Raw genomic sequence first — 24,226 nt, forward strand, 5'->3', positions numbered from 1 at the left:
ATCAGCAGCAATTAGAAGGCAGGAGCCTCAGTATGCGTTTCCCCTCAGTGTTAAAGTCCGGCGCGCCGGCCGCTCCCTCTCTCAGGTTTATCTTCCTATCGTCCCTGGGCGCTGGCCTGGCGATCGCAATGACCGGCTGGCTCAGTGTCGTATCGGGAACCCCCTGGCTGATGGCGCCCTTTGGTGCCAGCTGCGTACTGGCCTTTGGCGTACCGGACTCACCGCTGGCCCAGCCGCGCGCCATTATCGGTGGCCATCTGATCGCAACACTGATCGGGATTATTACCGCACAACTGCTTGGTGATTCGTGGATCGGCATGGCACTGGCCGTAGCCCTGGCGCTGGCAGCGATGCAAATTACCCGTACCGTGCATGCGCCTGCCGGCGCCGACCCCATCGTAGTGATCATGGCGCATGCGCCATTCAGCTATCTGGTGTCACCTGTCCTGGCCGGATCCCTGGTTATCGTGGCATTCGCCTGGGCGATCAACCATCTGCAACGGCCTGGAACCTATCCTCGCTACTGGCTGTAAATCCAGCCCTAAGCGATGTTTGAACCCAAACGCCAGACACAAAAAAAGCAGCCGAAGCTGCTTTTTTATTACCCGAAACCGATCAGACGTCCAGGTTGGATACGTTTAGCGCGTTGGCCTCGATAAAGTTACGGCGCGGCTCGACCTCATCACCCATCAGCGTGGTGAACAGCTGGTCAGCAGCGATCGCATCTTCAATCGTCACCTGCAGCATACGGCGGGCATCCGGATCCATGGTGGTTTCCCACAGCTGATCCGGGTTCATCTCACCCAGACCCTTGTAGCGCTGTATAGCGTTACCACGACGCGAAAGGTCCATCAGCCAGCGAATACCTGTACCCAGATCGTTCAAGTCAAAACGACGCTCTCCGCGCTTCAGGAAGGCACCATCTTCCAGCAGTGACTGCAGCTCTTCACCCAGCTGAACAATGCTGGTCACATCCCTGGAACGGAACAGATCAGAGTCCAGCACATAATCGTTCGCTACGCTGTGATGGATATGGCGCACATGCGGGATGTAGATGCTCTTTTCCTTGTCCAGCTCAACCCTGCAGGTGTAGCTTTCGGCGCTGTTGGTGGCATAGGCGATCAGCGCTTCATCCAGTGCCTTGACCCAGTTTTCCACAGCTTCCTGTGAGGCCATATCCTCGGCTTTCAGCGTCGGCAGGTACAGCAGCTGGTTCAATACCGCCTGTGGATAAATACGGCTCAGGCGAGAGATGGTTTTTTCCACCTTGCGGTAGCGGCTGACCAGATCTTCCAGTGCCGCACCGGATACCGGCGGCGCGTCTTCATTGATATACAGCTCAGCACCGTCCAGGGCGCCCTGCAGCAGGTAGTTTTCCATCGCCTCGTCATCCTTGAGGTACTGCTCCTGCTTACCCTTCTTGACCTTGTACAGCGGCGGCTGAGCGATGTAGATATAGCCGCGCTCGATCAGCTCCGGCATCTGACGGAAGAAGAACGTCAGCAGCAGCGTACGGATGTGCGAGCCATCCACGTCCGCATCGGTCATGATGATGATGCGGTGGTAACGCAGCTTGTCGATGTTGTACTCGTCACGCCCGATACCACAGCCCAGCGCGGTGATCAGCGTGCCCACCTCGGCAGAGGTCAGCATCTTGTCGAAACGTGCCTTCTCCACGTTAAGGATCTTACCCTTGAGCGGCAGAATAGCCTGGGTACGGCGGTCACGTCCCTGCTTGGCGGAACCACCTGCGGAGTCACCCTCCACCAGGTAGAGTTCAGACAGTGCGGGATCCTTCTCCTGGCAGTCAGCCAGTTTGCCGGGCAGACCTGCGATATCCAGCGCCCCCTTACGACGGGTCATCTCGCGGGCCTTACGTGCCGCTTCACGGGCACGGGCCGCATCGATCATCTTCTGCACCACGGCCTTGGCGTCCTGCGGGTTCTCCAGCAGGTACTCGCCAAGCTGCTGGGACATCAGCTGCTCAACGGCAGTTTTCACCTCAGAGGAGACCAGTTTGTCCTTGGTCTGGGAGGAGAATTTCGGATCCGGCACCTTCACCGAAATGATCGCGGTCAGGCCTTCACGGCTGTCATCGCCGCTGGTGGCGACCTTGCCGCCCTTGTTGAGCTGCTCGGATTCGATGTAGTTGTTCAACGAACGTGTCAACGCAGCGCGGAAACCGGACAGGTGGGTACCACCGTCACGCTGCGGAATGTTGTTGGCGAAGCAGTGCAGGCTTTCCTGGAAGCTGTCGTTCCACTGCATAGATACCTCTACGCCAACACCGTTTTCATGCATGGCGTTGAAGTGGAAGATCTTGTTAACCGGTGATTTGTTCTGGTTCAGGAATTCAACAAACGCTGCCAGACCACCTTCGTATTCGAACACTTCTTCACGACCGCTGCGCTCATCCTTCAGACGGATACGCACGCCGGAGTTCAGGAATGACAGCTCACGCAGGCGCTTGGCCAGGATGTCATACTGGAAGTGGATGTTGCTGAAGGTCTCTTCGGAAGGCTTGAAGCGAACGATGGTACCGCTGGACTCGGTTTCACCGATCACATCCAGGGGCTTCTCCGGCACACCGTGGCGATACACCTGCTCATGCACCTTGCCGGCGCGACGGATGGTCAGGCGCAGCTCGCTGGACAGGGCGTTAACCACGGAGACACCTACACCGTGCAGACCACCGGAGACTTTGTAGGTGTTGTCGTCGAATTTACCGCCGGCGTGCAGCACGGTCATGATAACTTCGGCAGCGGATACGCCTTCTTCCTTGTGGATATCAGTCGGGATACCACGGCCGTTATCGGATACGGTGACGCTTTCGTCCGTATGAATGATGACTCCGATCTCGGAACAGTAGCCGGCCAGCGCCTCGTCGATACCGTTATCGACCAGCTCGAACACCATATGGTGCAAACCGCTGCCGTCGTCCGTGTCCCCGATGTACATCCCGGGCCGCTTGCGGACGGCATCAAGCCCCTTCAGTACCTTGATACTGGACGAATCATAGCTCTGGTTTTCACCGCTCATCTTGTTCTCCTGGTGCAGCAGACTGCGATATTGTTCCCTGGTCGACCCTGAACAGCGCCAACGGCGTGTCGGGCTCCCAAACCTGGCTCAGCAGGCCGGGATCAACGCAGGTGATGAAGCACTGGTTGGCACTGTTTTCCAAAAAACGGCAGAACTGGCGGCAGTGCCTCTCGTCCAGTTCCGACGGCAGGTCGTCAATCAGGTAAACGCAGGCTCTCTGGCTCTGACGATAAAACAACGCCCCCTGAGCCAGCTTAAGTGCGCTGACGACCAGTTTTTTCTGCCCCCGTGACAGTCGCTCTGCGGCGTCCTGCCCATCGGCGCGAAAACGAAGATCCGCACGCTGGGGGCCGCTACTGCTGAAACCCTGACGCAGATCGCGCTCGAAACTCTCTTCCAGCACCTCTGCCAGTGATCGCTTGGCGTCCCATCCACGCGAGAAACGCAGCTCCACGCTGACGCCCTTGAGAAGCTCTCCGAGTATCTCATCGAACACCGGTTTCAGCGCTTCGACATAGGCGGCTCTGAGCTCGCTGAGCGGTTCGGCAAAAGCCACCAGCTCCGCATCCCAGAGCGCCCTGACGCGGGCGTCGATTTTACCACATTTCAGTAATGAATTTCGCTGTTTAAGTACACGATGGAAGCCGCGCCAGAGGCGGATAAAGCCCGGATCCGAGTGGAATCCACCCCAGTCGACAAACTGCCGCCGGATCGACGGCGAGCCTTCCAGCAGCGCAAAGGTATCCGAGTTGATCACCAGCAACGGCATCAGGCTGGCGAGCTCAGCAGAACCGAGGCTTTCGCCGGCGTAACGCACCTTCAGTTCACCCTCCCGGGCGCGACTGATACCGAGCGCACGCTGCTCGCCGCTGCCCTGCGGATCGATCTGCGCGAACACCAGCAGCTCTTCGGTGCCGGCCTGGATCACCTGGCGGTATTGCTGGGTGCGGAAAGAGCGACCAAGTCCAAGTAGATGGATCGCTTCAAGAAGGCTGGTTTTACCGCTGCCGTTCTCGCCGTGCAGCAGATTGATCCGTCGGGAGGGTGTCAGATTAACGTCTGCGAGATTTCGCAGATTACGGACCTGCAGTTGAGAGATCAGCATAAAAGAGGATCAAAGGAGAAGTAAGCGCTCACATTTATGTAAGTGAGCGCTTACTTCAAGATCACATGCGCATCGGCATGACGACGTAAGTGGCATCCGGCTCTTCAAAGCCTTCGATCAACGCGCTGCTGTTCGAATCAAACAGCGTAAAGCGCACCACGTCGGAATTCAGGATGGAAAGCACATCCAGCAGGTAGTTCACGTTGAAGCCGATCTCAAGGGTGCTGCCCTCGTAGTCAACCGCTACGGTCTCTTCCGCTTCTTCCTGCTCCGGGTTGTTCGCCATCACCTGCAGCATGCCGTCAGACAGCGACAGACGCACGCCACGGTATTTCTCATTGGAGAGGATGGCGATACGGCTGAATACCTGGCGCAGTTCCAGGCGATCACCCAGCATCACCTTGTCGCCGTTACGCGGGATAACGCGCTGGTAATCCGGGAACTTGCCATCCACCAGCTTGGAGGTGAAGGTAAAGTCGCCCACGTTGGCGCGGATGTGGTTGGCGCCGATCACGAGGCTTACCGGGTTGTCCCCACCCTGCAGCAAACGGGCCAGTTCCAGGATACCCTTGCGCGGCACGATGATCTGGTGCTGCAGCTCCTTGTCCATCTCCACATCGCTGATAGCGGTGGCAAGACGGTGGCCATCGGTGGACACGGCGCGCAGAGTGCCATCCTTCACCTCGAGCAGCATACCGTTAAGGTAATAACGCACATCCTGCTGCGCCATGGAGAAGCCGGTCTGGTCGATCAGGTGACGCAGTGCAGACTGTGGCAGCGTCAGCTGCATCGCCTGCGGGCTGTCTTCCACGTTCGGGAACTCGCTGGCAGGCAGCGTGGAGAGCGAGAAGCGGCTACGGCCGGCCTTGATGATCATCTTCTGACCGGACAGCTCAAGCTCGATGCGGGCATCGTCCGACAGGGATTTACAGATGTCCATCAGCTTACGCGCCGGAACCGTCACGGAGCCAGCGTCGGCGGGCTCATCCAGTTCGACACGACCGATCAACTCGACCTCCAGATCCGTACCGGTCAGGGAGAGCTGGTTGCCCTCAGCGACAAGCAGGATATTGGAAAGCACCGGCAACGTCTGACGACGCTCCACTACGCCGGCTACCAGCTGCAGCGGCTTGATAAGTGCTTCACGGGAAATTACGAATCTCATGGCTGTCTACCTTGTCAGGATCCGAGTACTACGCCGTCAGATGACGCAGCAGGTTTTTGTAATCTTCGGCGATGTCCGTATCACTCTCGCGCAATTCTTTGATCTTGCGACAGGCATGGAGCACCGTGGTGTGATCGCGACCACCAAAAGCGTTGCCGATCTCCGGCAGGCTGTGGTTGGTCAGTTCTTTCGCCAGGCTCATCGCCACCTGACGCGGACGTGCCACCGACCGGCTACGCCGCTTGGATAGCAGGTCGGACACTTTAATCTTGTAGTAATCCGCAACAACACGCTGAATGTTGTCAATACTAACCTGTTTGTCCTGCAATGCCAGCAGGTCCTTAAGTGATTCTTTTATAAAGGGAGTATTGATGGCATTGCCGGTGAAATGGGCGTTGGCGATAACCCGCTTCAGCGCACCTTCCAGCTCACGGACATTGGAGCGGATTTTCTGCGCCAGGAAGAAAGCGGAATCGTCCGGCAGATCGACCTTCGCTTCCTGCGCTTTCTTCATCAGGATCGCTACGCGGGTTTCCAGCTCTGGCGGCTCGATCGCCACCGTCAGGCCCCAGCCAAAGCGGGATTTGAGTCGCTCCTCAACGCCGCTGATCTCTTTCGGATAGCGGTCGGAGGTCAGAATCATCTGCTGGCCGCCTTCAAGCAACGCGTTGAAGGTGTGGAAAAACTCCTCCTGGGAGCGCTCCTTGCCGGCAAAGAACTGGATATCATCGATCAGCAGCGCATCAACGGAGCGGTAGTAGCGCTTGAAGTCGTTGATGGCATTCAGCTGCAGCGCCTTGACCATATCGGCCACGAAGCGCTCGGAGTGCAGGTAGACGATGCGCGCATTTGGGTTGCGCTTAAGCATCTCGGTACCTACGGCATGCATCAAGTGGGTTTTACCGAGACCAACGCCGCCATATATAAACAGCGGGTTGTAGGCGCCACCCGGGTTATCCGCCACCTGCTGTGCCGCCGCCAGCGCAAGCTGGTTGGATTTACCCTGTACGAACGACTGGAAGGTAAACGACGGGTTCAGGTTCGACTGATGGCGCACGCTGCCTTCGACTTCGACACGACGCTCGCTGCGCATCGGCATGCGATCATCGCTGGGCAGCATATCAAGCTCAAGCTGAGGCTCTATGCTGTAGCCCTCATCCACCGGCTGAGTAGACGCAGGCATCGTCTGAGTCGGCGCAGCGGGCGCTGACGCTGTCATGCTGGGAGCAGCGGGCGCAGGCTCGGGAGCCAGATCCGCCGAGGGTGCCATCTCGTTCATGGCGCTGGTCTGGGGACGCTTGCGGATCGGAGCTGTACGACGGCGCGCGGCCATAGAGCTGGCCGCGCCACTGCTTTGGCCAGCCTTACCGGCAATATCCAGGCGCACCTCAGTGCTGATATCACCGGTGACATCGGCCACCACCTGGCGAATACGGGACAGAAACTTGTCGGCAACCCAGTCGCGGACAAAGCGGTTCGGCGCCAGCAATACCAGTGCAGTATCGGCGTCATCGGCCCGCAACGGACGAATCCAGGTATTGAACTGCTGGGCAGGAAATTCCTGCTGCAGGCTCTTCAGGCACTGCTCCCAAAGTTCGACCGACATTCCTTGACCCCTGAAAATGCACTAAAACGAACGCCAGGAGGTTACCGCTCAGAAGGGTGACCCGCCCGGTCTTGTTATCGATGGTCCGCTATTCTAACCACTCGAACCAAACTTATACACAGCTGTGAGCAAACTTTTTTAGATTAGCTGTAATCGCTTTCTGCAGCGGGATAAACGGCTTCACAAACCCTGCTTATCCACCTTTTGACGATCAGCCACAGTTTGAAAACAGCCTTTCAAAAGACTTACAAACACCTTATCTGTTTATTTTTTAAAAGGTCTTTTAAGTTACGAACAGAAATTCACATAATACTTGTGAAGAACTTTGTGCCATCGCTGATACGATAACGCTGCCCACCTATATAAAGAAGAAACAGGAGACCATCCTGGCTGGTGAGCTGGATAGGGAATCGATAGATAATGTCAGACCTGGCGAAAAACGTTCAAAAAGCATACAAAAGGTTTGCATCCCCCCTGGGGATTCACTAGAATCTCGCGTCTTAATTTTTTTGACCTATACGTGGATCAGCACCTCACGTACAGAACGTAAGTAGGACTGAGGCAATGAAAAGAACATTCCAACCGAGCGTACTTAAGCGCAAACGCAACCACGGTTTCCGTGCCCGCATGGCAACCAAGAACGGCCGTCAGGTTCTGAACCGTCGCCGTGCTAAAGGCCGTAAACGCCTTTCTGCTTGATTCAGCCAGCAGGGTTAAACGACTGCATGGCCGATTTCGATTATCCCCGCCAGTTACGCTTGTTGACTGGCAGGGATTTCAAGCGTGTATTCGACAATGCAGCCTTCAAGGTCTCCGAGCAGCCGCTGCTCATACTTTCCTCGCCCAATGACCTTGGACACCCGAGAATCGGGTTCGTCATTTCCAAAAAAAACATCCGTCGGGCTGTCAAACGCAACCGCGTTCGGCGTATCATTCGCGAGTCTTTTCGCCTGCATCAGCACGAACTCCCTGCCGTGGATATCGTCATTCTCGCCCGTCGTGGCCTGGATACGCTCGATAACCCCGAGTTACACCGGATGATTGAACGCTGCTGGTCCAGATTGATCAAGAAAGCCCAAAAAGCTCACAAAAAAGGTTGATGGTTTCTTCGCCATGGATGTACAGCGAGTCATACTGATTGCCGCCCTGGCATTAATTTCCTACATGCTGGTTTTGCAGTGGAACGACGATTACGGTCCCGCTCAGCAACAGACTGCCAGCGCGCAGCCGGCTGAAACCGTATCGGCCTATGCCAACAGTGGCGAAGCCGAACTGCCCGTCGTTGGCGCAGCTTCCGATGCCGGCGCGGATGTGCCCGAGGCCGCCAATGCTGACGCACAGACCGCTGTTGCAGAGACTCAGGTCAGCGAAGAGCTGATCAATGTCTCCACCGACGTCCTGCAGGTCGTTATCGACCCCCGCGGCGGCGACATCATCAAAGTAGCCCTGCCTAAACACGAAGATGTGCTGAACTCCGGCAACCCGTTCGTGCTGCTGGAACAGAACAGCAACCGCACCTACGTCGCTCAGAGCGGCCTGGTCGGTCGTGATGGTCCTGATGCGCAGAAAGGCGGTCGCCCGCTGTACAGTGCAGCCAGCACCGAATACAGCCTGGATGACAACGACAGCCTTAATGTAGACCTGACCCTGACCCAGGAAAACGGCGTTGCCGTGACCAAGCGCTTCACCTTCAACAAGGGTGAATACCGTGTCGGTCTCGACTACATCGTCGACAACCAGAGCCAGGAATCCTGGAACGGCGTGCTGTTCGGTCAGATCAAACGCGATGGCAGCGCCGACCCGTCTCAGCAGACCTCCATGGGCATGAAGTCCTACCTCGGTGCGGTGTTCTCTACCGAAGAGAACAACTACCAGAAGGTCAACTTCGGCGATATGGATGAAGAGCGCTTCAAGCAGAACAGCCCGGACGGCTGGGTAGCTATGGTGCAGCACTACTTCGTCAGCGCATGGATTCCTGCGCCTGGCGCCGAGTACACCTACCAGTCGCGCAAGCTGAACGGCAACTATATCGTTGGCTTCCTGTCGCCATCATTTGATGTAGCGCCGGGTGAAAGCCAGAGCGTCAGCGCTACCCTCTACGCCGGTCCGAAAGACCAGGAGCAGATGGAAGCTACTGCGCCGAATCTGAAGCTGACCGTGGACTACGGCATCCTCTGGTGGATCGCATCACCGCTGCACACCATCCTGACCTGGATCCACTCCGTCGTGGGTAACTGGGGTCTGTCGATCATCGGCATCACCCTGCTGGTCAAGATCGCCCTGTTCCAGCTGAACGCCAAAGCGTTCAAATCCATGGCCAAGATGCGCAAGTTCGGCCCTGAGATGACTCGCCTGAAAGAGCAGTATGGCGACGACCGTCAGAAGATGTCCCAGGAGATGATGAAGCTCTACCAGAAGGAGAAGATCAATCCTCTGGGTGGCTGTCTGCCGATCCTGGTACAGATGCCGGTATTCATCGCACTGTACTGGGTACTGATGGAATCGATCGAGCTGCGTCACGCGCCGTTCTTCGGTTACATCCAGGATCTGTCGCAGATGGACCCGTACTTCATCCTGCCGATCCTGATGGGCGGTACCATGTTCATTCAGCAGATGCTGAACCCGACACCGCCAGACCCGATGCAGGCGAAGATCATGAAGCTGCTACCGATCATCTTCACCTTCTTTTTCCTCTGGTTCCCGGCTGGTCTGGTACTGTACTGGCTGTGCAACAACGTACTGTCGATCGCCCAGCAGTGGCTCATCAACCGCCAGATCGAGGCGGGAGACGACAAGAAGGCGTGATCGCCTAAGCTTAAAAGGCTCCCTCGGGAGCCTTTTTTGTATCCGGGAAAAGCTCTCCGGTACGCTGTAGCCAAACAATCAACGCGCTCCATCAAGCAACGAGAACAGAACGCTATGCAGATCGCACAGGACACCATCGTCGCCCAGGCCACGGCTCCCGGACGTGGCGGCGTCGGCATTATTCGTCTCTCCGGCCCCCAGGCGCTGGAACTGGGCAAGCGTATACTGCGCTTCGAACCCCTGCCCCGACACGCGCATTACTGCGGCTTTTACGCCCAGCAGGGCGACGAGATCGATCAGGGCATCGCGATCTATTTTCCCGGCCCGAACTCCTTTACCGGCGAGGATGTGCTTGAACTTCAGGGCCACGGCGGGCCCGTGATCCTCGATCTGCTGCTGCAGGAGCTGATCGCTCTGGGCGCTAGGCCTGCACGTCCCGGTGAATTCTCCGAGCGCGCCTTCCTCAACGACAAGCTCGATCTGGCCCAGGCGGAAGCGATCGCGGACCTGATCGACAGCTCCTCGGAACAAGCCGCCCGCAGCGCACTGCGTTCACTCCAAGGGGTGTTCTCGAAACGGGTGCATGCTCTGGTGGAAGCACTGATTCAGCTGCGCATCTATGTGGAAGCGGCCATCGACTTCCCTGAAGAGGAGATCGACTTCCTCGCCGACGGCAAGGTGCTTAACGATCTCAAAGAGATCATCGCCCAACTGGCCGAGGTACGTCAGGAAGCCCGCCAGGGAAGCCTGCTGCGCGAAGGGATGACCGTGGTCATCGCCGGCCGCCCCAATGCCGGCAAATCCAGCTTGCTCAACGCCCTGGCCGGACGCGAGACCGCTATCGTCACCGATATCGAGGGCACCACCCGCGACGTGCTGCGCGAGCATATCCATCTCGACGGCATGCCACTGCATATCATCGATACCGCAGGCCTTCGCGATGCACCCGATGCGGTGGAACAGATCGGCATAGAGCGCGCCTGGGCGGAGATTCGCAAGGCGGACCGCATCCTGATGATGGTCGACAGTACCCGTTCTGCCACCACCGACCCGCTTAATCTCTGGCCAGAGCTCGGCGATCACCTGGATAACCTCAACCATGTCACTCTGATACGTAACAAGGCGGATCTGAGCGGAGAACCCACCCGTATCGAACAGGCGGGTGAACACACCCTGATCGCACTCTCCGCGAAGGAAGGTGGCGGCGTGGAACTGCTGCGTGAGCATCTGAAATCCGTAATGGGGTTCAGCGCCACCACCGAAGGCGGATTTATGGCACGCCGCCGTCATATCGATGCGCTGGAAAGGGCGGATGAACTGCTGCATACCGGCCTGGTGCAACTCCAGACCGATAGCGCCGGCGAGCTACTCGCCGAAGATCTGCGCCTGGCACAACAAACGCTGGGGGAAATTACCGGTGAATTTACCCCCGATGACCTGCTGGGACGAATTTTCAGCTCGTTCTGTATCGGCAAGTAAAAGGGGCAAGTAACAGGGGCGAAAAACCGCCCAGAAACAAACCAGGACACTGTGCAGATACACTGGAAGTACGCCTACAGTGTCCTGGGCTTTTCAGCGAGCAGCGCCCCAGCTTGGGCATTGCGTCGCGTTTTCGCTGAAGCATCTCAGACTGCCCCCCGACCAAGTTCGGCACCTGCTCTATGCCTGCCAGCTCTAGCTGGAGCCGCCGTCATGCAAGAGCATCAACACCAAACGCACTGAACTGGCCATCCCCAAGCGATAGAACGCCTATTCGGGCACAGAGGTCTGCAGGTTAAAGTCAGTCTGAATTGATACCTGCCGACTTTAACCTTACCCCATCCATCTTACTGGTGTGCATCACCGCCCGCCCGACGGAATGTCAGGTTCAGCCGCAACGCTCCCAGCTCTGGATGCTCTCCCTGTGCCAGCGGCGCTACACCGTGGTAGACCATTCTCGACGCACCTCCCCAAACCAGCATATCGCCGTGTTCCAGCGGGAAACGCTTCACCGGATCCTTGCGGTTTAAACCACCGAACATAAAGGTCACAGGCAAGCCGAACGAGAGCGAGACGATCGGAGCACTCCTGTCCTGTTCATCTTTATCCTGGTGCAGCCCCATTTTAGCCCCCGGTCGATAGCAGTTGATCAAGCAGCTGTCCGGGATAAACCCAGGGTAGTCGGCGGCGGCGGCTCCGGTAGACACCAGATCCAGCAACGCAGCCGGTATCTCAGGCCAGGGTCTTCCGGTCATCGGATCGATATCGCTGTATCTATAGCCGGAAAGATCACTGATCCAGCCCAGGGATCCACAGCTACTGGTTCTCACCGACATGCGATGCCCACCGGGAACCTGCATCTGCCGTAGCGGTGAATAACGTAGAACTTCACGCAAAGCGGGCAGTATCCAGGTAGTGGATTGAGCCACATAACCCTTGAATAACCAGCTGCCCTGTTCAATAAACAGCCTATCAGGGGTGCTGAAGAGATCATTATTGATCATATGGGGGAAAAATCGTCACCTGTGGATAAAAAAATTGAAAAACTTACTCACACATTGTCTGCTTTCTGACCAAATGTTTATCCACTTCTCTTTGGCGGAAGCCCATGTTGATAACTTTCAGAGGAGGAAACCGGTCACTTGAAATCAGTTACTTACAGTTTATCCACAAAAAACAATGGATAAATACTCTCGTAGGCATTTGACTTATAAGAATTAAATTATAAAACCAGGTTTTCCACTCTATTTTTATTCACAACCAGAATAGGATGGTAAAACGTTGTGAGTAATTTCAATACCCACTGCTAATCCACAGGCTAGCATAGAAGCTCACGAAGCTGACACAGGGATACACACAGGATCCCCAAAATTTGTGCTACATCTCGTCAACAAGCCCAATTACGCCTGTGTTATTCACAAATATCTGTGTGTAATGTGTATAAGAATAGCGGACTAACAGGTGGACGGTGTGTTGACAGAAAACACCTGTGTAAAACTCCCCTTTTTATCAACAAAGAGTCCAGAGACTGTATCCAGCATGACTGCAGGTGTTTTACAGTACGGCGCACAGGGTTAAGCTATTGATATAAAGGATTTTTAGACGCTTATTCAGGGAAAATTGGCTGCTTAATAGATACAACCACAACAATCTTTCTTTATTTAAAAAGATATATTCTTCTTTATCTCTATACAGAAAAGCGGAAAAACAGAGCTGTACAAACTTTGATCATTCCTTCCGTAGGGCTAAGAAGCTATAATCTGTTCCCCTTTTTCAGCGGCTCACTTCTCGAGCCGTGTAACTCCAAATCCTATGAGGTGCTGAAGTGGACTATCCCGACCACTTTGACGTGATCGTTATTGGCGGCGGACATGCCGGTACAGAAGCCGCATTGGCCTCTGCTCGCATGGGTGCAAAAACCCTGCTGCTGACTCATAACATCGAAACGCTGGGGCAGATGTCCTGTAATCCGGCGATCGGTGGTATCGGGAAAAGTCATCTGGTCAAAGAGATCGATGCCCTCGATGGCGCCATGGCCAGAGCTACCGACCGTGGTGGTATCCAGTTCCGTGTGCTTAATGCCCGTAAAGGACCTGCCGTCAGAGCCACACGTGCTCAGGCAGACCGTATCCTCTACAAAGCGGCTATCCGCGATATTCTGGAGAACCAGCCCAATCTGCAGATTTTCCAGCAGGCTGCTGACGATCTGATGATCGAGGGTGAACGGGTCGTTGGCGTGGTAACCCAGAGCGGTATCCGTTTCCGTGCTCAGAAAGTGATTCTCACCGCAGGTACCTTCCTCGGTGGAGTGATCCACATCGGCCTGGAGCAACACTCGGGCGGTCGCGCTGGTGATCCTCCTGCACTGCGTTTGGCACAGCGATTACGGGAGTTACCCTTACGCGTTGAACGCCTGAAAACCGGAACCCCTCCGCGTATCGATGCACGCAGTGTCGATTTCTCGGTCATGCAGGTTCAGCCTGGTGATACGCCTACGCCGGTGATGTCTTTCATGGGCAGCCGTGATGAACACCCGCAGCAGATCAACTGCTACATCACGCACACCAATGCTCAGACCCACGACATCATCCGCAGCGGCCTGGATCGCTCACCGATGTTTACCGGAGTGATCGGCGGTGTCGGTCCACGCTACTGCCCGTCAATCGAGGACAAGATCCATCGCTTTGCCGATAAGGATCAGCATCAGATATTTGTTGAGCCTGAAGGCCTGACCACTCATGAGCTCTACCCCAACGGCATCTCAACCAGTCTGCCGTTCGATATTCAGCTGGCGCTGGTACGCTCGATGCGTGGTTTTGAAAACGCCCATATCACTCGTCCGGGCTACGCCATCGAGTACGATTACTTCAATCCTCAGGATCTGAAGCACACGCTGGAAACGAAATCGATCAGTGGTCTCTTCTTTGCCGGTCAGATCAACGGCACCACCGGTTACGAAGAAGCCGGCGCCCAGGGATTGCTGGCCGGTATCAATGCGGCTGCTCAGGCACTGGGTCGTGATAGCTGGTATCCGCGTCGTGATGAGGCGTACATCGGGGTAATGATCGATGACCTGATCACCCTGGGTACCTCTGAGCCATACCGCATGTTTACCAGCCGCGCCGAATACCGCCTGCTGCTGCGGGAAGACAACGCCGATCTGCGTCTTACCGAGCAGGGGCGTAAATTAGGCATCGTGGGTGACGAGCGCTGGGCCGCATTCTGCGCCAAGCGTGAAGCGATTGAACTCGAAGCCCAGCGTCTGAAAGAGACCTGGATCCAGCCGGGCAGTGAAGAAGAGGCCAAAATCGCCGCCAAGCTGACTTCGCCGATGACCCGCGAGTACAGCCTTGCGGATCTGATCAAGCGCCCGGAGCTGGGGTACACCGACGTGGCGAATCTGAAAGGTGAGCCGGTCGATCACGAGCAGGCTGCTGAGCAGGTCGAGATTCAGCTGAAGTATTCCGGTTATATTGATCGCCAGAAGGATGAAATTGCGCAGATGCAGCGCCAGGAAAACACCGCGCTGCCGGCGGATTTCGACTATGACTCGGTGGGCGGTCTGTCCAACGAGCTCAAGTCCAAGCTGAAGGAACATCAGCCGGAAACCCTGGCACAGGCATCACGCATCCAGGGCATGACTCCGGCGGCGATCTCTCTACTGCTGGTCTATCTGAAAAAACGTCAGCTGCAGCAGAAGGTGGCCGGTTAATGCAGGAGTACAAAGCAACTCTGCAATCCCAATTGGCAGCGATCGATGTTGAGGTATCTGAGACCCAGCTTGATCGCCTGCTGCAATACCTGGCCCTGCTGGTGAAGTGGAACAAGGCATACAACCTCACCGCGGTGCGTGATCCGCAGGAGATGATTACCCGTCACCTGGTCGACAGCCTCAGCATCCTGCCCTGGATCGGTAAAGGACGCCTGATCGATGTAGGCAGCGGTCCGGGTCTGCCCGGTATCCCGCTGGCGATCATGCTCCCCGAGCTCGATGTCACCACGCTCGACAGCAACGGCAAGAAAACGCGCTTCCAGAACCAGGTAAAGATGGAGCTGGGGCTGAAAAACCTCAAGGTGATCCACGGTCGTGTCGAACAGTGCGAGGGGGGCCCCTACGATCAGATCGTCTCAAGGGCGTTCGCATCACTCAACGATATGCTGAAATGGACGGCGCATCTCTGTTCCGAGCAGGGTGTTTTTCTTGCCATGAAAGGACTGTATCCTGAAGCGGAAGTAGAGCAGCTGCCGCCGGGTTTCCAGTTGCGGGCCAGCCACAGGCTCAACCTGCCGGCTACGGACGGTGAGCGGCACCTGCTGATCCTTGGGGGCATTCCCGAATCCTCGGCCAACGCCACTGCCCCTGATGAATTAGGGAGAGCCTGAGCGTGGCGAAAATCCTCACGATCACCAACCAGAAAGGCGGTGTCGGCAAGACGACGACTGCGGTAAACCTGGCCGCGTCACTGGCGGCCACCCGCAAACGCGTGCTGATGATCGATCTCGATCCCCAGGGCAATGCGACCATGGGCAGCGGAGCCGACAAGCATCAGCTGGAAACCTCGGTTTACGAGTTGCTGACCGATCAGGCCAGCGCCGAAGAGGCGATCCTCAGTGATCTGTCGGTGAAATACGACCTGATCGGCGCCAATGGGGATCTGACCGCGGCCGAGGTGGAGCTGCTGCAGCTGCCGCGCCGCGAATTTCGCCTGAAAATGGCGCTGCTGCCAGTGATGGATCGTTACGATTTTATTCTTATCGATAACCCGCCGTCGCTGAACCTGCTGACGGTGAACGCCCTGTCGGCCTCCCATGGCGTGATCATTCCGATGCAGTGCGAGTATTACGCGCTGGAGGGGATCAGCGCCCTGGTCGGCACCATCGACAAGATCAACCAGCGTCTCAATCCCAAGCTGAAGATCGAGGGCATACTGCGCACCATGTTCGACCCGCGCATGAGCCTGACCAAGGATGTTTCCGATCACCTGGTCGAGTACTTTGGCGACAAGGTCTACCGTACCGTGATTCCTCGTAACGTGCGCCTGGCAGAAGCGCCCAGCCACGGTATGCCGGCGTTGCAGTACGACAAGAATTCACGCGGAGCCCTGGCTTACCTGGCACTGGCCGGTGAGCTGATCCGCCGTACCGAGCAGGAGCTGGCCAGCGAAGACCTGGCCACTGAACAGGAAGACTGAACATGGCTGTCAAAAAGCGTGGACTGGGGCGTGGTCTGGATGCCTTGCTATCGAGCGTGAGCCCGGAAGCGGAAGAGGTTTCCATCGAGCCTGCGGTTGAAGCCGCGGCCGGGACTGAAGAGCGCAAGCCGGTCGATGGCGACCTGATGATGATGGCGGTGGGCCGCATTCAGCGTGGTCGCTACCAGCCGCGTCGCGATCTGGAACCCCAGGCGCTTGAGGACCTGGCCGCTTCGATCAAGCTGCAGGGCGTGATGCAGCCGATCGTTATCCGTCCCGTGGATGACGAGATGTACGAGATTATCGCCGGTGAGCGCCGCTGGCGCGCCGCCCAGATGGCGGGGCTCGATGCGCTGCCGGTGATTATTCGCGATGTCCCCGATGAAGCTGCCATAGCGATGGCGCTGATCGAAAATATCCAGCGCGAGAACCTCAACCCGATGGAAGAGGCGATCGCTCTGCATCGTCTGCAGACCGAGTTTGAACTGACCCAGCAGCAGGTCGCCGATGCGGTGGGTAAATCCCGCTCCACCATCACCAACTTGCTGCGCCTGATGAACCTCACCGATGAGGTCAAAACCCTGCTCGAACATGGCGATCTGGAGATGGGCCACGCCCGTGCATTGCTGCCGCTGAATCCGGAGCTGCAGATCGAAGCGGGTAGAGAGGTGGTTGGCAAAGGTCTGTCTGTACGCCAGACCGAGGCACTGGTGCGCAAGATCTCAGAAGGCCGGAACCAGCCCAAGCCGAAACCCGAGCCCAGTGAGCGCTGTAAATCACTGTCGAGCGAGCTGAGCCGCCGTTTCTCGGTGCCGGTTCAGGTGAAAGCCAACGACAAGGGCAAGGGCAGCATCAGCCTGAACTTCAAGTCAGAAGAGGAACTGGAAGCAATTCTGGACCTGCTGCGCTAAATTTTCGCGTAGAAAAACAGCGAGAGGAGCCGTTCTGGCTCCTTTTTTGTGGCTGATCGGTACAGATCCAGTGAGCGCCTGCTGGCAAAAAGTTGAATTGCAGGTAAATTTTTTTCAGCAGCCCTCCCCACCCTAAGCACTGCCGCAGCGGCCCCGGGGCCTGATTGACGCCCTGCTTTAGTGCTCACCGGTAAGACCTTAGTGCAAAAACTACAACCTTTTATTGAGTGCAGCCCCCTTAGACCCTATAATCTTGCCGCTATTTGAAGGGGACTTTGCGTCCGAAATAGGGTGCCTTTTGCAAAGATCAGGGCCGAGCGAGCAGCCAAATACTCAACCCGTAGTACGTAGCGGGCGGCTGCAAAAACGCAGCAGGCAGGCGTTTCTCAAGGTTTATCTGATCCAGACTGGTGTACTGGCCGTTGTGGCGGCAGCCTGTCTTGTCAAAGGCCCGGTTGAGGCATATTCGGCATTGCTTGGCGGTATGCTGTATCTGCTGCCCAACCTCTATTTCACCTGGCGCGTGCTCTTCAGTAAACGACCGGCCGAGACAGCTCAGCAGGTCGTGATCAGTCTCTATTCCAGTGAAATAGGGAAAATGGTTTTGGCAGCAGGCCTGTTCAGCGCAACTTTTGTGCTGGTAAAGCCGCTGAGCCCATTTCCCCTATTTCTCACCTTCATACTGCTGCAACTATCGGGGTGGATGCTGCAGTGGAGGCTGAATAACCGTTTCCTGAAACTTTGACAATGAGAGACTGAGAATGGCGAGTGGAACAGTTACATCCTCAGAATATATATCGCACCACCTGACCAACCTGACCTTCGGTAACCACCCGGAGCACGGCTGGGGATTCGCACACAGTGCCGCTGAAGCTGCTCAAATGGGCTTCTGGGCGATCAACGTGGACACCATGTTCTGGTCCGTGGCCCTGGGTGTACTTTTCGTATGGTTCTTCAACAAGGTCGCCAAAAAAGTGACCTCTGACGTGCCGAGCGGCGCGCAGAACTTCGTCGAATCGATCATCGAATTCGTCGACGACAACGTGAAGAGCATCTTCTCCCATAAAAATGCCGTGATCGCTCCGCTGGCGCTGACCATCTTCGTCTGGGTTTTCCTGATGAACCTGATGGACCTGGTGCCGGTTGACTGGATTCCGTTCGTGGCCGGTGAAATGGGTATCCACTTCATGAAAGTGGTTCCGACCACCGACGTAAACGCTACTGGCGGCATGGCTATCAGCGTGCTGTTCCTGATCGTTTACTACAGCATCAAAATGAAGGGCATTGGCGGCTTCATCGGCGAGCTGGCGTTCCAGCCGCTGCCGAAGATCTTCGCGCCTTTCAACCTGTTCCTCGAGCTGGTTGGCCTGCTGGCCAAGCCGGTCTCTCTGGCCCTGCGACTGTTCGGTAACATGTACGCTGGCGAGATGATTTTCATCCTGATCGCTCTGCTGCCTTTCTGGGCGCAGTGGATCCTGTCCGTTCCCTGGGCGATCTTCCACATCCTGGTTATTACGCTGCAGGCGTTCATCTTCATGGTGTTGACGATCGTGTACCTGGCGATGGCTCACGATCATCACTAAGCGTAGTGACGGATAGATAAAAACCGAGTTCGTTTTAAAACTTTAACTTCAACTTAAACCTTGAAATTGCTGGAGAAAAAAAATGGCTGAACTGCTGTATATCGCTGCTGCTCTGATGATGGGTCTGGCTGCAATCGGTGCCGCTATTGGTATCGGTATCCTCGGTGGTAAGTTCCTGGAAGGCGCTGCGCGTCAGCCGGAACTGGTACCGCTGCTGCGCACCCAGTTCTTCATCGTAATGGGCCTGGTCGACGCGATCCCGATGATCGGTGTTGGTCTGGGTCTGTACGTCCTGTTCGCTGTTGCTTAATAAGTAGAAATGGCGTTTTACCCAATGTCGGGTACCAACTACTTAATCAACAACCGCGAGAGGTAATGGCGTGAATATCAATCTCACCATCATTGGTCAGGCCATTGCATTCTTCCTCTTCGTCGTATTTTGCATGAAATACGTCTGGCCGCCGATCACCGGTGCGCTGGCTGAGCGTAAGAAGAAGATTGCCGAAGGTCTTGATGCGGCCGACCGTGCAGAGCGCGACCTGCGACTGGCTCAAGAAAAAGCCGCCGCAGACATGCGTAAAAGCAAGGAAGAGGCAGCCGCCATCATTGAACAGGCCAACAAGCGGGCTAACCAGATCGTCGATGAAGCCAAGGACAAAGCGCGCGAAGAAGCTGATCGCGTAAAAGCTTCTGCCCAGGCTGAAATCGAGCAGGAAGTTAACCGGGCGAAGGAAGCACTCCGCGCTCAGGTGGCTACGCTGGCAATTGCCGGTGCTGAAAAGATCCTGGAAGCCTCTGTTGACGAGAAAGCGCACGCACAGCTGGTTGAGAAACTGGCCGCGGAGCTTTAAGCGAGGTTAACGATGGCTGAACTCAATACAGTCGCTCGGCCCTACACCAAAGCCGCGTTCGAGTACGCGCGCGATAAGGGTAGCCTCGATCAGTGGTCTACGATGCTGTCCACCGCCGCTCTGGTGGTTAAGGACAGCACCATGGCCCAGGTGCTGAACAACCCGGCCCTGACATCCGGTCAGAAAGCCGAGGTGCTGATTTCTGTCTGCGAAGAGCAGATGGATGATGCCGGCAAGAACTTTGCGTTCCTGCTGGCGGAAAAACAGCGTCTCGCGCTGCTTCCGGAGATTTCTCTGCAGTTCGATCAGCTCAAGGCAGCACAGGAAAAGTCGGTTGATATCGACCTGACCACCGCCTTCGAACTGGACGATGCCCAGCAGCAGAAACTGGCTCAGGCGCTCAGCACCAAGTTGGGTCGCGATGTGAAGATCTCCTCCCAGGTGGACAAGTCCATCCTTGGCGGTGTCGTCATTCGCTCCAATGACCTTGTGATCGACGGTTCTGTTCGTGCACGACTGGCGAAACTGGCCGAAGCGATGAATTCCTGAGTGTGAGGAATAACAATGCAGCAACTGAATCCATCTGAGATCAGCGAGATTCTCAAGAAGCGCATCGAGAAGCTCGATGTGACTTCTGAAGCCCGTAACGAGGGCACTATCGTCAGCGTTTCCGACGGTATCATCCTGATCCACGGTCTCGCCGACGTAATGTACGGCGAAATGATCGAATTCCCGGGCGGTGTCTACGGTATGGCACTGAACCTGGAGCGTGACTCTGTCGGCGCCGTAGTACTGGGCGACTACCAGACTCTGGTCGAAGGTATGACCGCCAAGTGTACTGGTCGTATCCTTGAAGTACCGGTTGGTCCGGAACTGCTCGGTCGCGTTGTAGACGCACTGGGTAACCCGATCGACGGTAAAGGTCCGGTCGAAACCAAACTGACCGACGCCGTAGAAAAAGTAGCACCGGGCGTTATCGCCCGTCAGTCGGTTGATCAGCCGGTTCAGATCGGTCTGAAAGCGATCGACGCCATGGTCCCGGTTGGCCGTGGTCAGCGTGAGCTGATCATCGGTGACCGTCAGATCGGTAAGACCGCTATCGCGATCGACGCGATCATCAACCAGAAAGACACTGGCATCAAATGTATCTACGTTGCCATCGGTCAGAAGCAGTCCACTATCGCCAACGTCGTGCGTAAGCTCGAAGAACACGGCGCTATGGACCACACCATCGTGATCGCAGCTGGCGCGGCCGATCCTGCAGCAATGCAGTACCTGGCTCCGTACGCGGGCGCGACCATGGGTGAATACTTCCGTGACCGCGGTGAAGATGCTCTGATCATCTATGATGACCTGACCAAGCAGGCGTGGGCGTATCGTCAGATCTCCCTGCTGCTGCGTCGTCCGCCGGGCCGTGAAGCTTACCCGGGTGACGTCTTCTACTTGCACTCCCGTCTGCTCGAGCGTGCTGCGCGCGTTAACGCCGACTACGTAGAAGAGTTCACCAAGGGCGAAGTGAAAGGCAAAACCGGTTCTCTGACCGCGCTGCCGATCATCGAAACCCAGGGTGGCGACGTTTCCGCGTTCGTTCCGACCAACGTAATCTCCATTACCGACGGTCAGATCTTCCTGGAAACCAGCCTGTTCAACTCCGGTGTACGTCCGGCGATCAACGCGGGTCTTTCCGTATCCCGAGTTGGTGGTTCCGCCCAGACCAAGATCATCAAGAAGCTTGGTGGTGGTGTACGTCTGGCACTGGCACAGTACCGTGAGCTGGCGGCATTCGCTCAGTTCGCTTCTGACCTCGATGAAGCTACCCGTGCTCAGCTCGAGCATGGTCAGGCTGTTACCGAGCTGATGAAGCAGAAGCAGTACTCGCCGATGTCCGTCGCTGAGATGGGCCTGAGCCTGTACGCGGCGAACGAAGGTTTCCTGAAAGGCGTGGAACTGGACAAAATCGGTGCTTTCGAAGCGGCTCTGATCTCCTACTTCAACAGCGAACACGCTGATCTGATGGCGAAGGTCAACGAGAAGGGCGATTACAACGACGAAATCGCTGCGTCCTTCAAAGCCGGCATCGAGAAGTTCAAGTCTACCCAAACTTGGTAAGTGCTCTGACAGAACCTTATGTCAGAGTCGGGGGCCGGTCCCTGACCGGCCTGTACTGAGACAAGTTTAATAGGCGGAACTATGGCAGTCGGAAAAGAGATTAAGACGCAAATCGCGAGCATCGGCAGCACGCGCAAGATCACCAGCGCCATGGAAATGGTTGCTGCGTCGAAAATGCGCAAGGCCCAGGATCGCATGCAGTCTTCACGTCCGTACGCCCAAAGCATCCGTGGTGTGGTTCAGCATCTGGCGAAAGCCAATCCTGAATACCGTCACCTCTACATGCAGGAGCGTGAGGTCAAGCGCGTCGGTTTCATTATCGTCGCTTCTGACCGCGGCCTCTGTGGCGGCCTGAACGTCAACATGTTCAAGGCAGCCATTGCCAAGATGAAGGAGTTCAAAGAGCAGAACGTCGAGATCGACATCTGTGCACTGGGCTCCAAGGCGATCAGCTTCTTCCGGAACTACGGCGGCAACGTCGTGGCAGCGAAAGGCGGCCTGGGTGATGCACCCGAGCTAGGCCAGCTGCTGGGCTCCGTGAAGGTGATGCTGGACAGCTTTGACGAAGGCAAACTGGATAAGTTGTACGTCGTGTCCAACGATTTTGTGAACACGATGACCCAGAAGCCCGCTGTTCAACAGCTGTTGCCGCTTCAGGCAGGTGAAGACGAAGAGAAGCTCAGCCACCACTGGGACTATCTGTATGAACCGGACGCGAAAGAGCTGCTGAATGGCCTGCTCAAACGTTATATCGAGTCTCTGGTTTACCAGGCAGTGGTTGAGAATAACGCCTGTGAACAGGCAGCACGTATGCTGGCGATGAAGAACGCAACAGACAACGCCGGCAACCTGATCGATGAGCTGCAATTGGTTTACAACAAAGCCCGTCAGGCGGCGATCACTCAGGAAATCTCCGAGATCGTCGGTGGTGCTGCTGCTGTTTGATGCAGTGAACAGGTTTAAATGTTAAGAGGATCCGAACATGAGTAGCGGACGTATTGTTCAGATTATCGGTGCGGTCGTCGACGTGGAATTCCCGCGTGACAGCGTACCGAAGGTTTACGACGCACTGGTCGTCGATAAAACCGGCCTGACACTGGAAGTTCAGCAGCAGCTGGGCGACGGTGTCGTACGAGGCATTGCAATGGGTCAGACCGAAGGCGTAGCCCGTGGTCTGGAAGTGTCCAATACTGGCGCACCGGTTTCCGTACCTGTAGGTATCGAAACTCTGGGCCGTATCATGGACGTACTGGGTAACCCGATCGACGAGTGTGGCCCGATCGGTGAACAGGAGCGTTATCCTATTCACCGTAAAGCACCGTCTTACGCTGATCAGGCTTCTTCCAACGAACTGCTGGAAACCGGCATCAAGGTTATCGACCTGGTTTGCCCGTTCGCCAAGGGTGGTAAGGTTGGTCTGTTCGGTGGTGCCGGTGTAGGTAAGACCGTAAACATGATGGAGCTGATCAACAACATCGCCCGTCAGCACTCCGGTCTGTCTGTATTCGCAGGTGTAGGTGAGCGTACTCGTGAGGGTAACGACTTCTACCACGAGATGCAGGAAGCTGGCGTTGTTAACGTCGAGCAGTTCGATCAGTCCAAGGTAGCGATGGTCTACGGTCAGATGAACGAGCCGCCTGGCAACCGTCTGCGTGTAGCCCTGACCGGCCTGACCATGGCTGAGAAGTTCCGTGACGAAGGTCGTGACGTACTGTTGTTCGTCGACAACATCTACCGTTACACCCTGGCGGGTACCGAGGTATCTGCACTGCTGGGTCGTATGCCTTCTGCGGTAGGTTACCAGCCGACACTGGCGGAAGAGATGGGCGTTCTGCAGGAACGTATCACCTCCACCAAGACCGGTTCTATCACTTCTATCCAGGCGGTATACGTACCGGCGGATGACTTGACTGACCCGTCTCCGGCGACCACCTTCTCCCACCTTGACGCGACCGTCGTACTGTCTCGTCAGATCGCGGAGCTGGGTATCTACCCGGCGATCGACCCGCTGGATTCCACCTCTCGTCAGCTGGATCCGCTGGTTATCGGTCAGGAACACTATGAGATCGCTCGTGGCGTGCAGTCTACCCTGCAGCGTTACAAGGAGCTGAAGGACATCATCGCGATCCTGGGTATGGACGAGCTGTCTGAAGAAGACAAGCAGATCGTATCCCGTGCGCGTAAGATCCAGCGCTTCCTGTCTCAGCCGTTCTTTGTAGCGGAAGTCTTCACCGGTTCTCCGGGTAAGTACGTATCGCTGAAAGACACCATTAGCGGCTTCAAAGGCATCCTCGAAGGTCAGTACGACGAGCTGCCGGAGCAGGCGTTCTACATGGTCGGTACTATCGACGAAGCTGTAGAGAAAGCTAAGAGCCTGTAAG

Annotated in this window: 22 protein-coding genes; 17 read left to right on the forward strand and 5 right to left on the reverse strand. The window is 56.3% G+C overall.

Translation table 11 applies throughout. The features are described 5' to 3' along the window. Positions 1-32 precede the first annotated feature (32 nt). Positions 33-533, forward strand: coding sequence for an HPP family protein (locus C4S72_RS22185; RefSeq protein ID WP_104005383.1), 501 nt, complete (start codon positions 33-35; stop codon positions 531-533). 82 nt (positions 534-615) lie between these two features. Here the strand turns inward: C4S72_RS22185 and gyrB are convergent, their stop codons facing one another. The 4 genes from gyrB to dnaA form a co-directional block, all read right to left on the reverse strand. Further along, positions 616-3,039, reverse strand: coding sequence for a DNA topoisomerase (ATP-hydrolyzing) subunit B (gene gyrB / locus C4S72_RS22190; protein ID WP_104005384.1), 2,424 nt, complete (start codon positions 3,037-3,039; stop codon positions 616-618). Continuing rightward, positions 3,029-4,144 carry a DNA replication/repair protein RecF gene (gene recF, locus C4S72_RS22195; RefSeq protein WP_104005385.1) on the reverse strand — a complete coding sequence of 372 codons (1,116 nt, stop codon included), beginning with the start codon at positions 4,142-4,144 and terminating at the stop codon, positions 3,029-3,031. Before recF ends, gyrB begins: the two co-directional genes overlap by 11 nt. Positions 4,145-4,205: 61 nt before the next feature. Continuing rightward, the gene (gene dnaN, locus C4S72_RS22200; protein ID WP_104005386.1) at positions 4,206-5,309 is read right to left on the reverse strand and encodes a DNA polymerase III subunit beta; all 1,104 of its coding nucleotides are present in this window, start codon (positions 5,307-5,309) and stop codon (positions 4,206-4,208) included. Positions 5,310-5,337: 28 nt separating this feature from the next. After that, on the reverse strand, positions 5,338-6,915 hold the full coding sequence (gene dnaA / locus C4S72_RS22205; protein ID WP_104005387.1) for a chromosomal replication initiator protein DnaA: 1,578 nt from the start codon (positions 6,913-6,915) through the stop codon (positions 5,338-5,340). 564 nt (positions 6,916-7,479) lie between these two features. Here dnaA and rpmH point away from each other — a divergent pair. From rpmH to mnmE, 4 genes are all read left to right on the forward strand, one after another. Next, complete coding sequence (rpmH, locus tag C4S72_RS22210) at positions 7,480-7,614, forward strand: 50S ribosomal protein L34 (RefSeq protein ID WP_104005388.1); 135 nt, start codon at positions 7,480-7,482, stop codon at positions 7,612-7,614. A gap of 26 nt (positions 7,615-7,640) precedes the next feature. After that, positions 7,641-8,015 carry a ribonuclease P protein component gene (gene rnpA / locus C4S72_RS22215; protein WP_104005389.1) on the forward strand — a complete coding sequence of 125 codons (375 nt, stop codon included), beginning with the start codon at positions 7,641-7,643 and terminating at the stop codon, positions 8,013-8,015. Between the two features lie 13 nt (positions 8,016-8,028). After that, positions 8,029-9,720: a membrane protein insertase YidC gene (gene yidC, locus C4S72_RS22220; RefSeq protein WP_104005390.1), complete on the forward strand. Its 1,692-nt coding sequence runs from the start codon at positions 8,029-8,031 to the stop codon at positions 9,718-9,720. 114 nt (positions 9,721-9,834) lie between these two features. Further along, on the forward strand, positions 9,835-11,199 hold the full coding sequence (gene mnmE / locus C4S72_RS22225) for a tRNA uridine-5-carboxymethylaminomethyl(34) synthesis GTPase MnmE (protein ID WP_104005391.1): 1,365 nt from the start codon (positions 9,835-9,837) through the stop codon (positions 11,197-11,199). 347 nt (positions 11,200-11,546) lie between these two features. On the opposite strand, the gene alkB is transcribed toward mnmE, so the two are convergent. Next, entirely contained in the window at positions 11,547-12,203 is a 657-nt protein-coding gene (alkB, locus tag C4S72_RS22230) for a DNA oxidative demethylase AlkB (protein ID WP_104005392.1), read from the reverse strand. An 821-nt stretch (positions 12,204-13,024) separates the two neighbouring features. On the opposite strand from alkB, the gene mnmG reads away from it, so the two are divergent. The 12 genes from mnmG to atpD all read left to right on the forward strand — a co-directional run bounded on the left by mnmG (position 13,025) and on the right by atpD (position 24,225). Next, positions 13,025-14,911 (forward strand): tRNA uridine-5-carboxymethylaminomethyl(34) synthesis enzyme MnmG, encoded by a 1,887-nt coding sequence (mnmG, locus tag C4S72_RS22235; RefSeq protein WP_104005393.1) that lies wholly within the window; start codon positions 13,025-13,027, stop codon positions 14,909-14,911. Next, on the forward strand, positions 14,911-15,582 hold the full coding sequence (rsmG, locus tag C4S72_RS22240; protein ID WP_104005394.1) for a 16S rRNA (guanine(527)-N(7))-methyltransferase RsmG: 672 nt from the start codon (positions 14,911-14,913) through the stop codon (positions 15,580-15,582). Before mnmG ends, rsmG begins: the two co-directional genes overlap by 1 nt. Before the next feature lie 2 nt (positions 15,583-15,584). After that, positions 15,585-16,391: a ParA family protein gene (locus C4S72_RS22245; RefSeq protein ID WP_104005395.1), complete on the forward strand. Its 807-nt coding sequence runs from the start codon at positions 15,585-15,587 to the stop codon at positions 16,389-16,391. A 2-nt stretch (positions 16,392-16,393) separates the two neighbouring features. Then, the gene (locus tag C4S72_RS22250; RefSeq protein ID WP_104005396.1) at positions 16,394-17,302 is read left to right on the forward strand and encodes a ParB/RepB/Spo0J family partition protein; all 909 of its coding nucleotides are present in this window, start codon (positions 16,394-16,396) and stop codon (positions 17,300-17,302) included. Between the two features lie 298 nt (positions 17,303-17,600). Next, positions 17,601-18,047 carry an ATP synthase subunit I gene (locus tag C4S72_RS22255; RefSeq protein ID WP_160115572.1) on the forward strand — a complete coding sequence of 149 codons (447 nt, stop codon included), beginning with the start codon at positions 17,601-17,603 and terminating at the stop codon, positions 18,045-18,047. 16 nt (positions 18,048-18,063) lie between these two features. After that, on the forward strand, positions 18,064-18,885 hold the full coding sequence (atpB, locus tag C4S72_RS22260; protein ID WP_104005398.1) for a F0F1 ATP synthase subunit A: 822 nt from the start codon (positions 18,064-18,066) through the stop codon (positions 18,883-18,885). A gap of 82 nt (positions 18,886-18,967) precedes the next feature. Continuing rightward, positions 18,968-19,195, forward strand: a complete 228-nt coding sequence (gene atpE, locus C4S72_RS22265) for a F0F1 ATP synthase subunit C (protein WP_027853452.1) — start codon at positions 18,968-18,970, stop codon at positions 19,193-19,195. Between the two features lie 70 nt (positions 19,196-19,265). Further along, positions 19,266-19,736: a F0F1 ATP synthase subunit B gene (locus tag C4S72_RS22270; protein ID WP_104005399.1), complete on the forward strand. Its 471-nt coding sequence runs from the start codon at positions 19,266-19,268 to the stop codon at positions 19,734-19,736. Positions 19,737-19,748: 12 nt separating this feature from the next. Continuing rightward, positions 19,749-20,285 (forward strand): F0F1 ATP synthase subunit delta, encoded by a 537-nt coding sequence (locus tag C4S72_RS22275; protein WP_104005400.1) that lies wholly within the window; start codon positions 19,749-19,751, stop codon positions 20,283-20,285. A 15-nt stretch (positions 20,286-20,300) separates the two neighbouring features. Next, complete coding sequence (gene atpA, locus C4S72_RS22280; RefSeq protein ID WP_104005401.1) at positions 20,301-21,845, forward strand: F0F1 ATP synthase subunit alpha; 1,545 nt, start codon at positions 20,301-20,303, stop codon at positions 21,843-21,845. Between the two features lie 81 nt (positions 21,846-21,926). Further along, the gene (atpG, locus tag C4S72_RS22285; RefSeq protein WP_104005402.1) at positions 21,927-22,790 is read left to right on the forward strand and encodes a F0F1 ATP synthase subunit gamma; all 864 of its coding nucleotides are present in this window, start codon (positions 21,927-21,929) and stop codon (positions 22,788-22,790) included. A 37-nt stretch (positions 22,791-22,827) separates the two neighbouring features. Further along, on the forward strand, positions 22,828-24,225 hold the full coding sequence (gene atpD / locus C4S72_RS22290) for a F0F1 ATP synthase subunit beta (RefSeq protein WP_104005403.1): 1,398 nt from the start codon (positions 22,828-22,830) through the stop codon (positions 24,223-24,225). Position 24,226 lies beyond the last annotated feature (1 nt).

The organism is Marinobacterium lutimaris (genome assembly GCF_900108065.1).
GTDB classification, from domain to species: domain Bacteria; phylum Pseudomonadota; class Gammaproteobacteria; order Pseudomonadales; family Balneatricaceae; genus Marinobacterium_D; species Marinobacterium_D lutimaris.

Bases quoted from the DNA above. Each gene is read 5' to 3' on its own strand.
- C4S72_RS22185 (WP_104005383.1), top strand. From the start codon at position 33: ATGCGTTTCCCCTCAGTGTTAAAGTCCGGCGCGCCGGCCGCTCCCTCT.
- gyrB (WP_104005384.1), bottom strand. From the start codon at position 3,039: ATGAGCGGTGAAAACCAGAGCTATGATTCGTCCAGTATCAAGGTACTG.
- recF (WP_104005385.1), bottom strand. From the start codon at position 4,144: ATGCTGATCTCTCAACTGCAGGTCCGTAATCTGCGAAATCTCGCAGAC.
- dnaN (WP_104005386.1), bottom strand. From the start codon at position 5,309: ATGAGATTCGTAATTTCCCGTGAAGCACTTATCAAGCCGCTGCAGCTG.
- dnaA (WP_104005387.1), bottom strand. From the start codon at position 6,915: ATGTCGGTCGAACTTTGGGAGCAGTGCCTGAAGAGCCTGCAGCAGGAA.
- rpmH (WP_104005388.1), top strand. From the start codon at position 7,480: ATGAAAAGAACATTCCAACCGAGCGTACTTAAGCGCAAACGCAACCAC.
- rnpA (WP_104005389.1), top strand. From the start codon at position 7,641: ATGGCCGATTTCGATTATCCCCGCCAGTTACGCTTGTTGACTGGCAGG.
- yidC (WP_104005390.1), top strand. From the start codon at position 8,029: ATGGATGTACAGCGAGTCATACTGATTGCCGCCCTGGCATTAATTTCC.
- mnmE (WP_104005391.1), top strand. From the start codon at position 9,835: ATGCAGATCGCACAGGACACCATCGTCGCCCAGGCCACGGCTCCCGGA.
- alkB (WP_104005392.1), bottom strand. From the start codon at position 12,203: ATGATCAATAATGATCTCTTCAGCACCCCTGATAGGCTGTTTATTGAA.
- rsmG (WP_104005394.1), top strand. From the start codon at position 14,911: ATGCAGGAGTACAAAGCAACTCTGCAATCCCAATTGGCAGCGATCGAT.
- C4S72_RS22250 (WP_104005396.1), top strand. From the start codon at position 16,394: ATGGCTGTCAAAAAGCGTGGACTGGGGCGTGGTCTGGATGCCTTGCTA.
- atpB (WP_104005398.1), top strand. From the start codon at position 18,064: ATGGCGAGTGGAACAGTTACATCCTCAGAATATATATCGCACCACCTG.
- atpE (WP_027853452.1), top strand. From the start codon at position 18,968: ATGGCTGAACTGCTGTATATCGCTGCTGCTCTGATGATGGGTCTGGCT.
- C4S72_RS22275 (WP_104005400.1), top strand. From the start codon at position 19,749: ATGGCTGAACTCAATACAGTCGCTCGGCCCTACACCAAAGCCGCGTTC.
- atpA (WP_104005401.1), top strand. From the start codon at position 20,301: ATGCAGCAACTGAATCCATCTGAGATCAGCGAGATTCTCAAGAAGCGC.
- atpG (WP_104005402.1), top strand. From the start codon at position 21,927: ATGGCAGTCGGAAAAGAGATTAAGACGCAAATCGCGAGCATCGGCAGC.
- atpD (WP_104005403.1), top strand. From the start codon at position 22,828: ATGAGTAGCGGACGTATTGTTCAGATTATCGGTGCGGTCGTCGACGTG.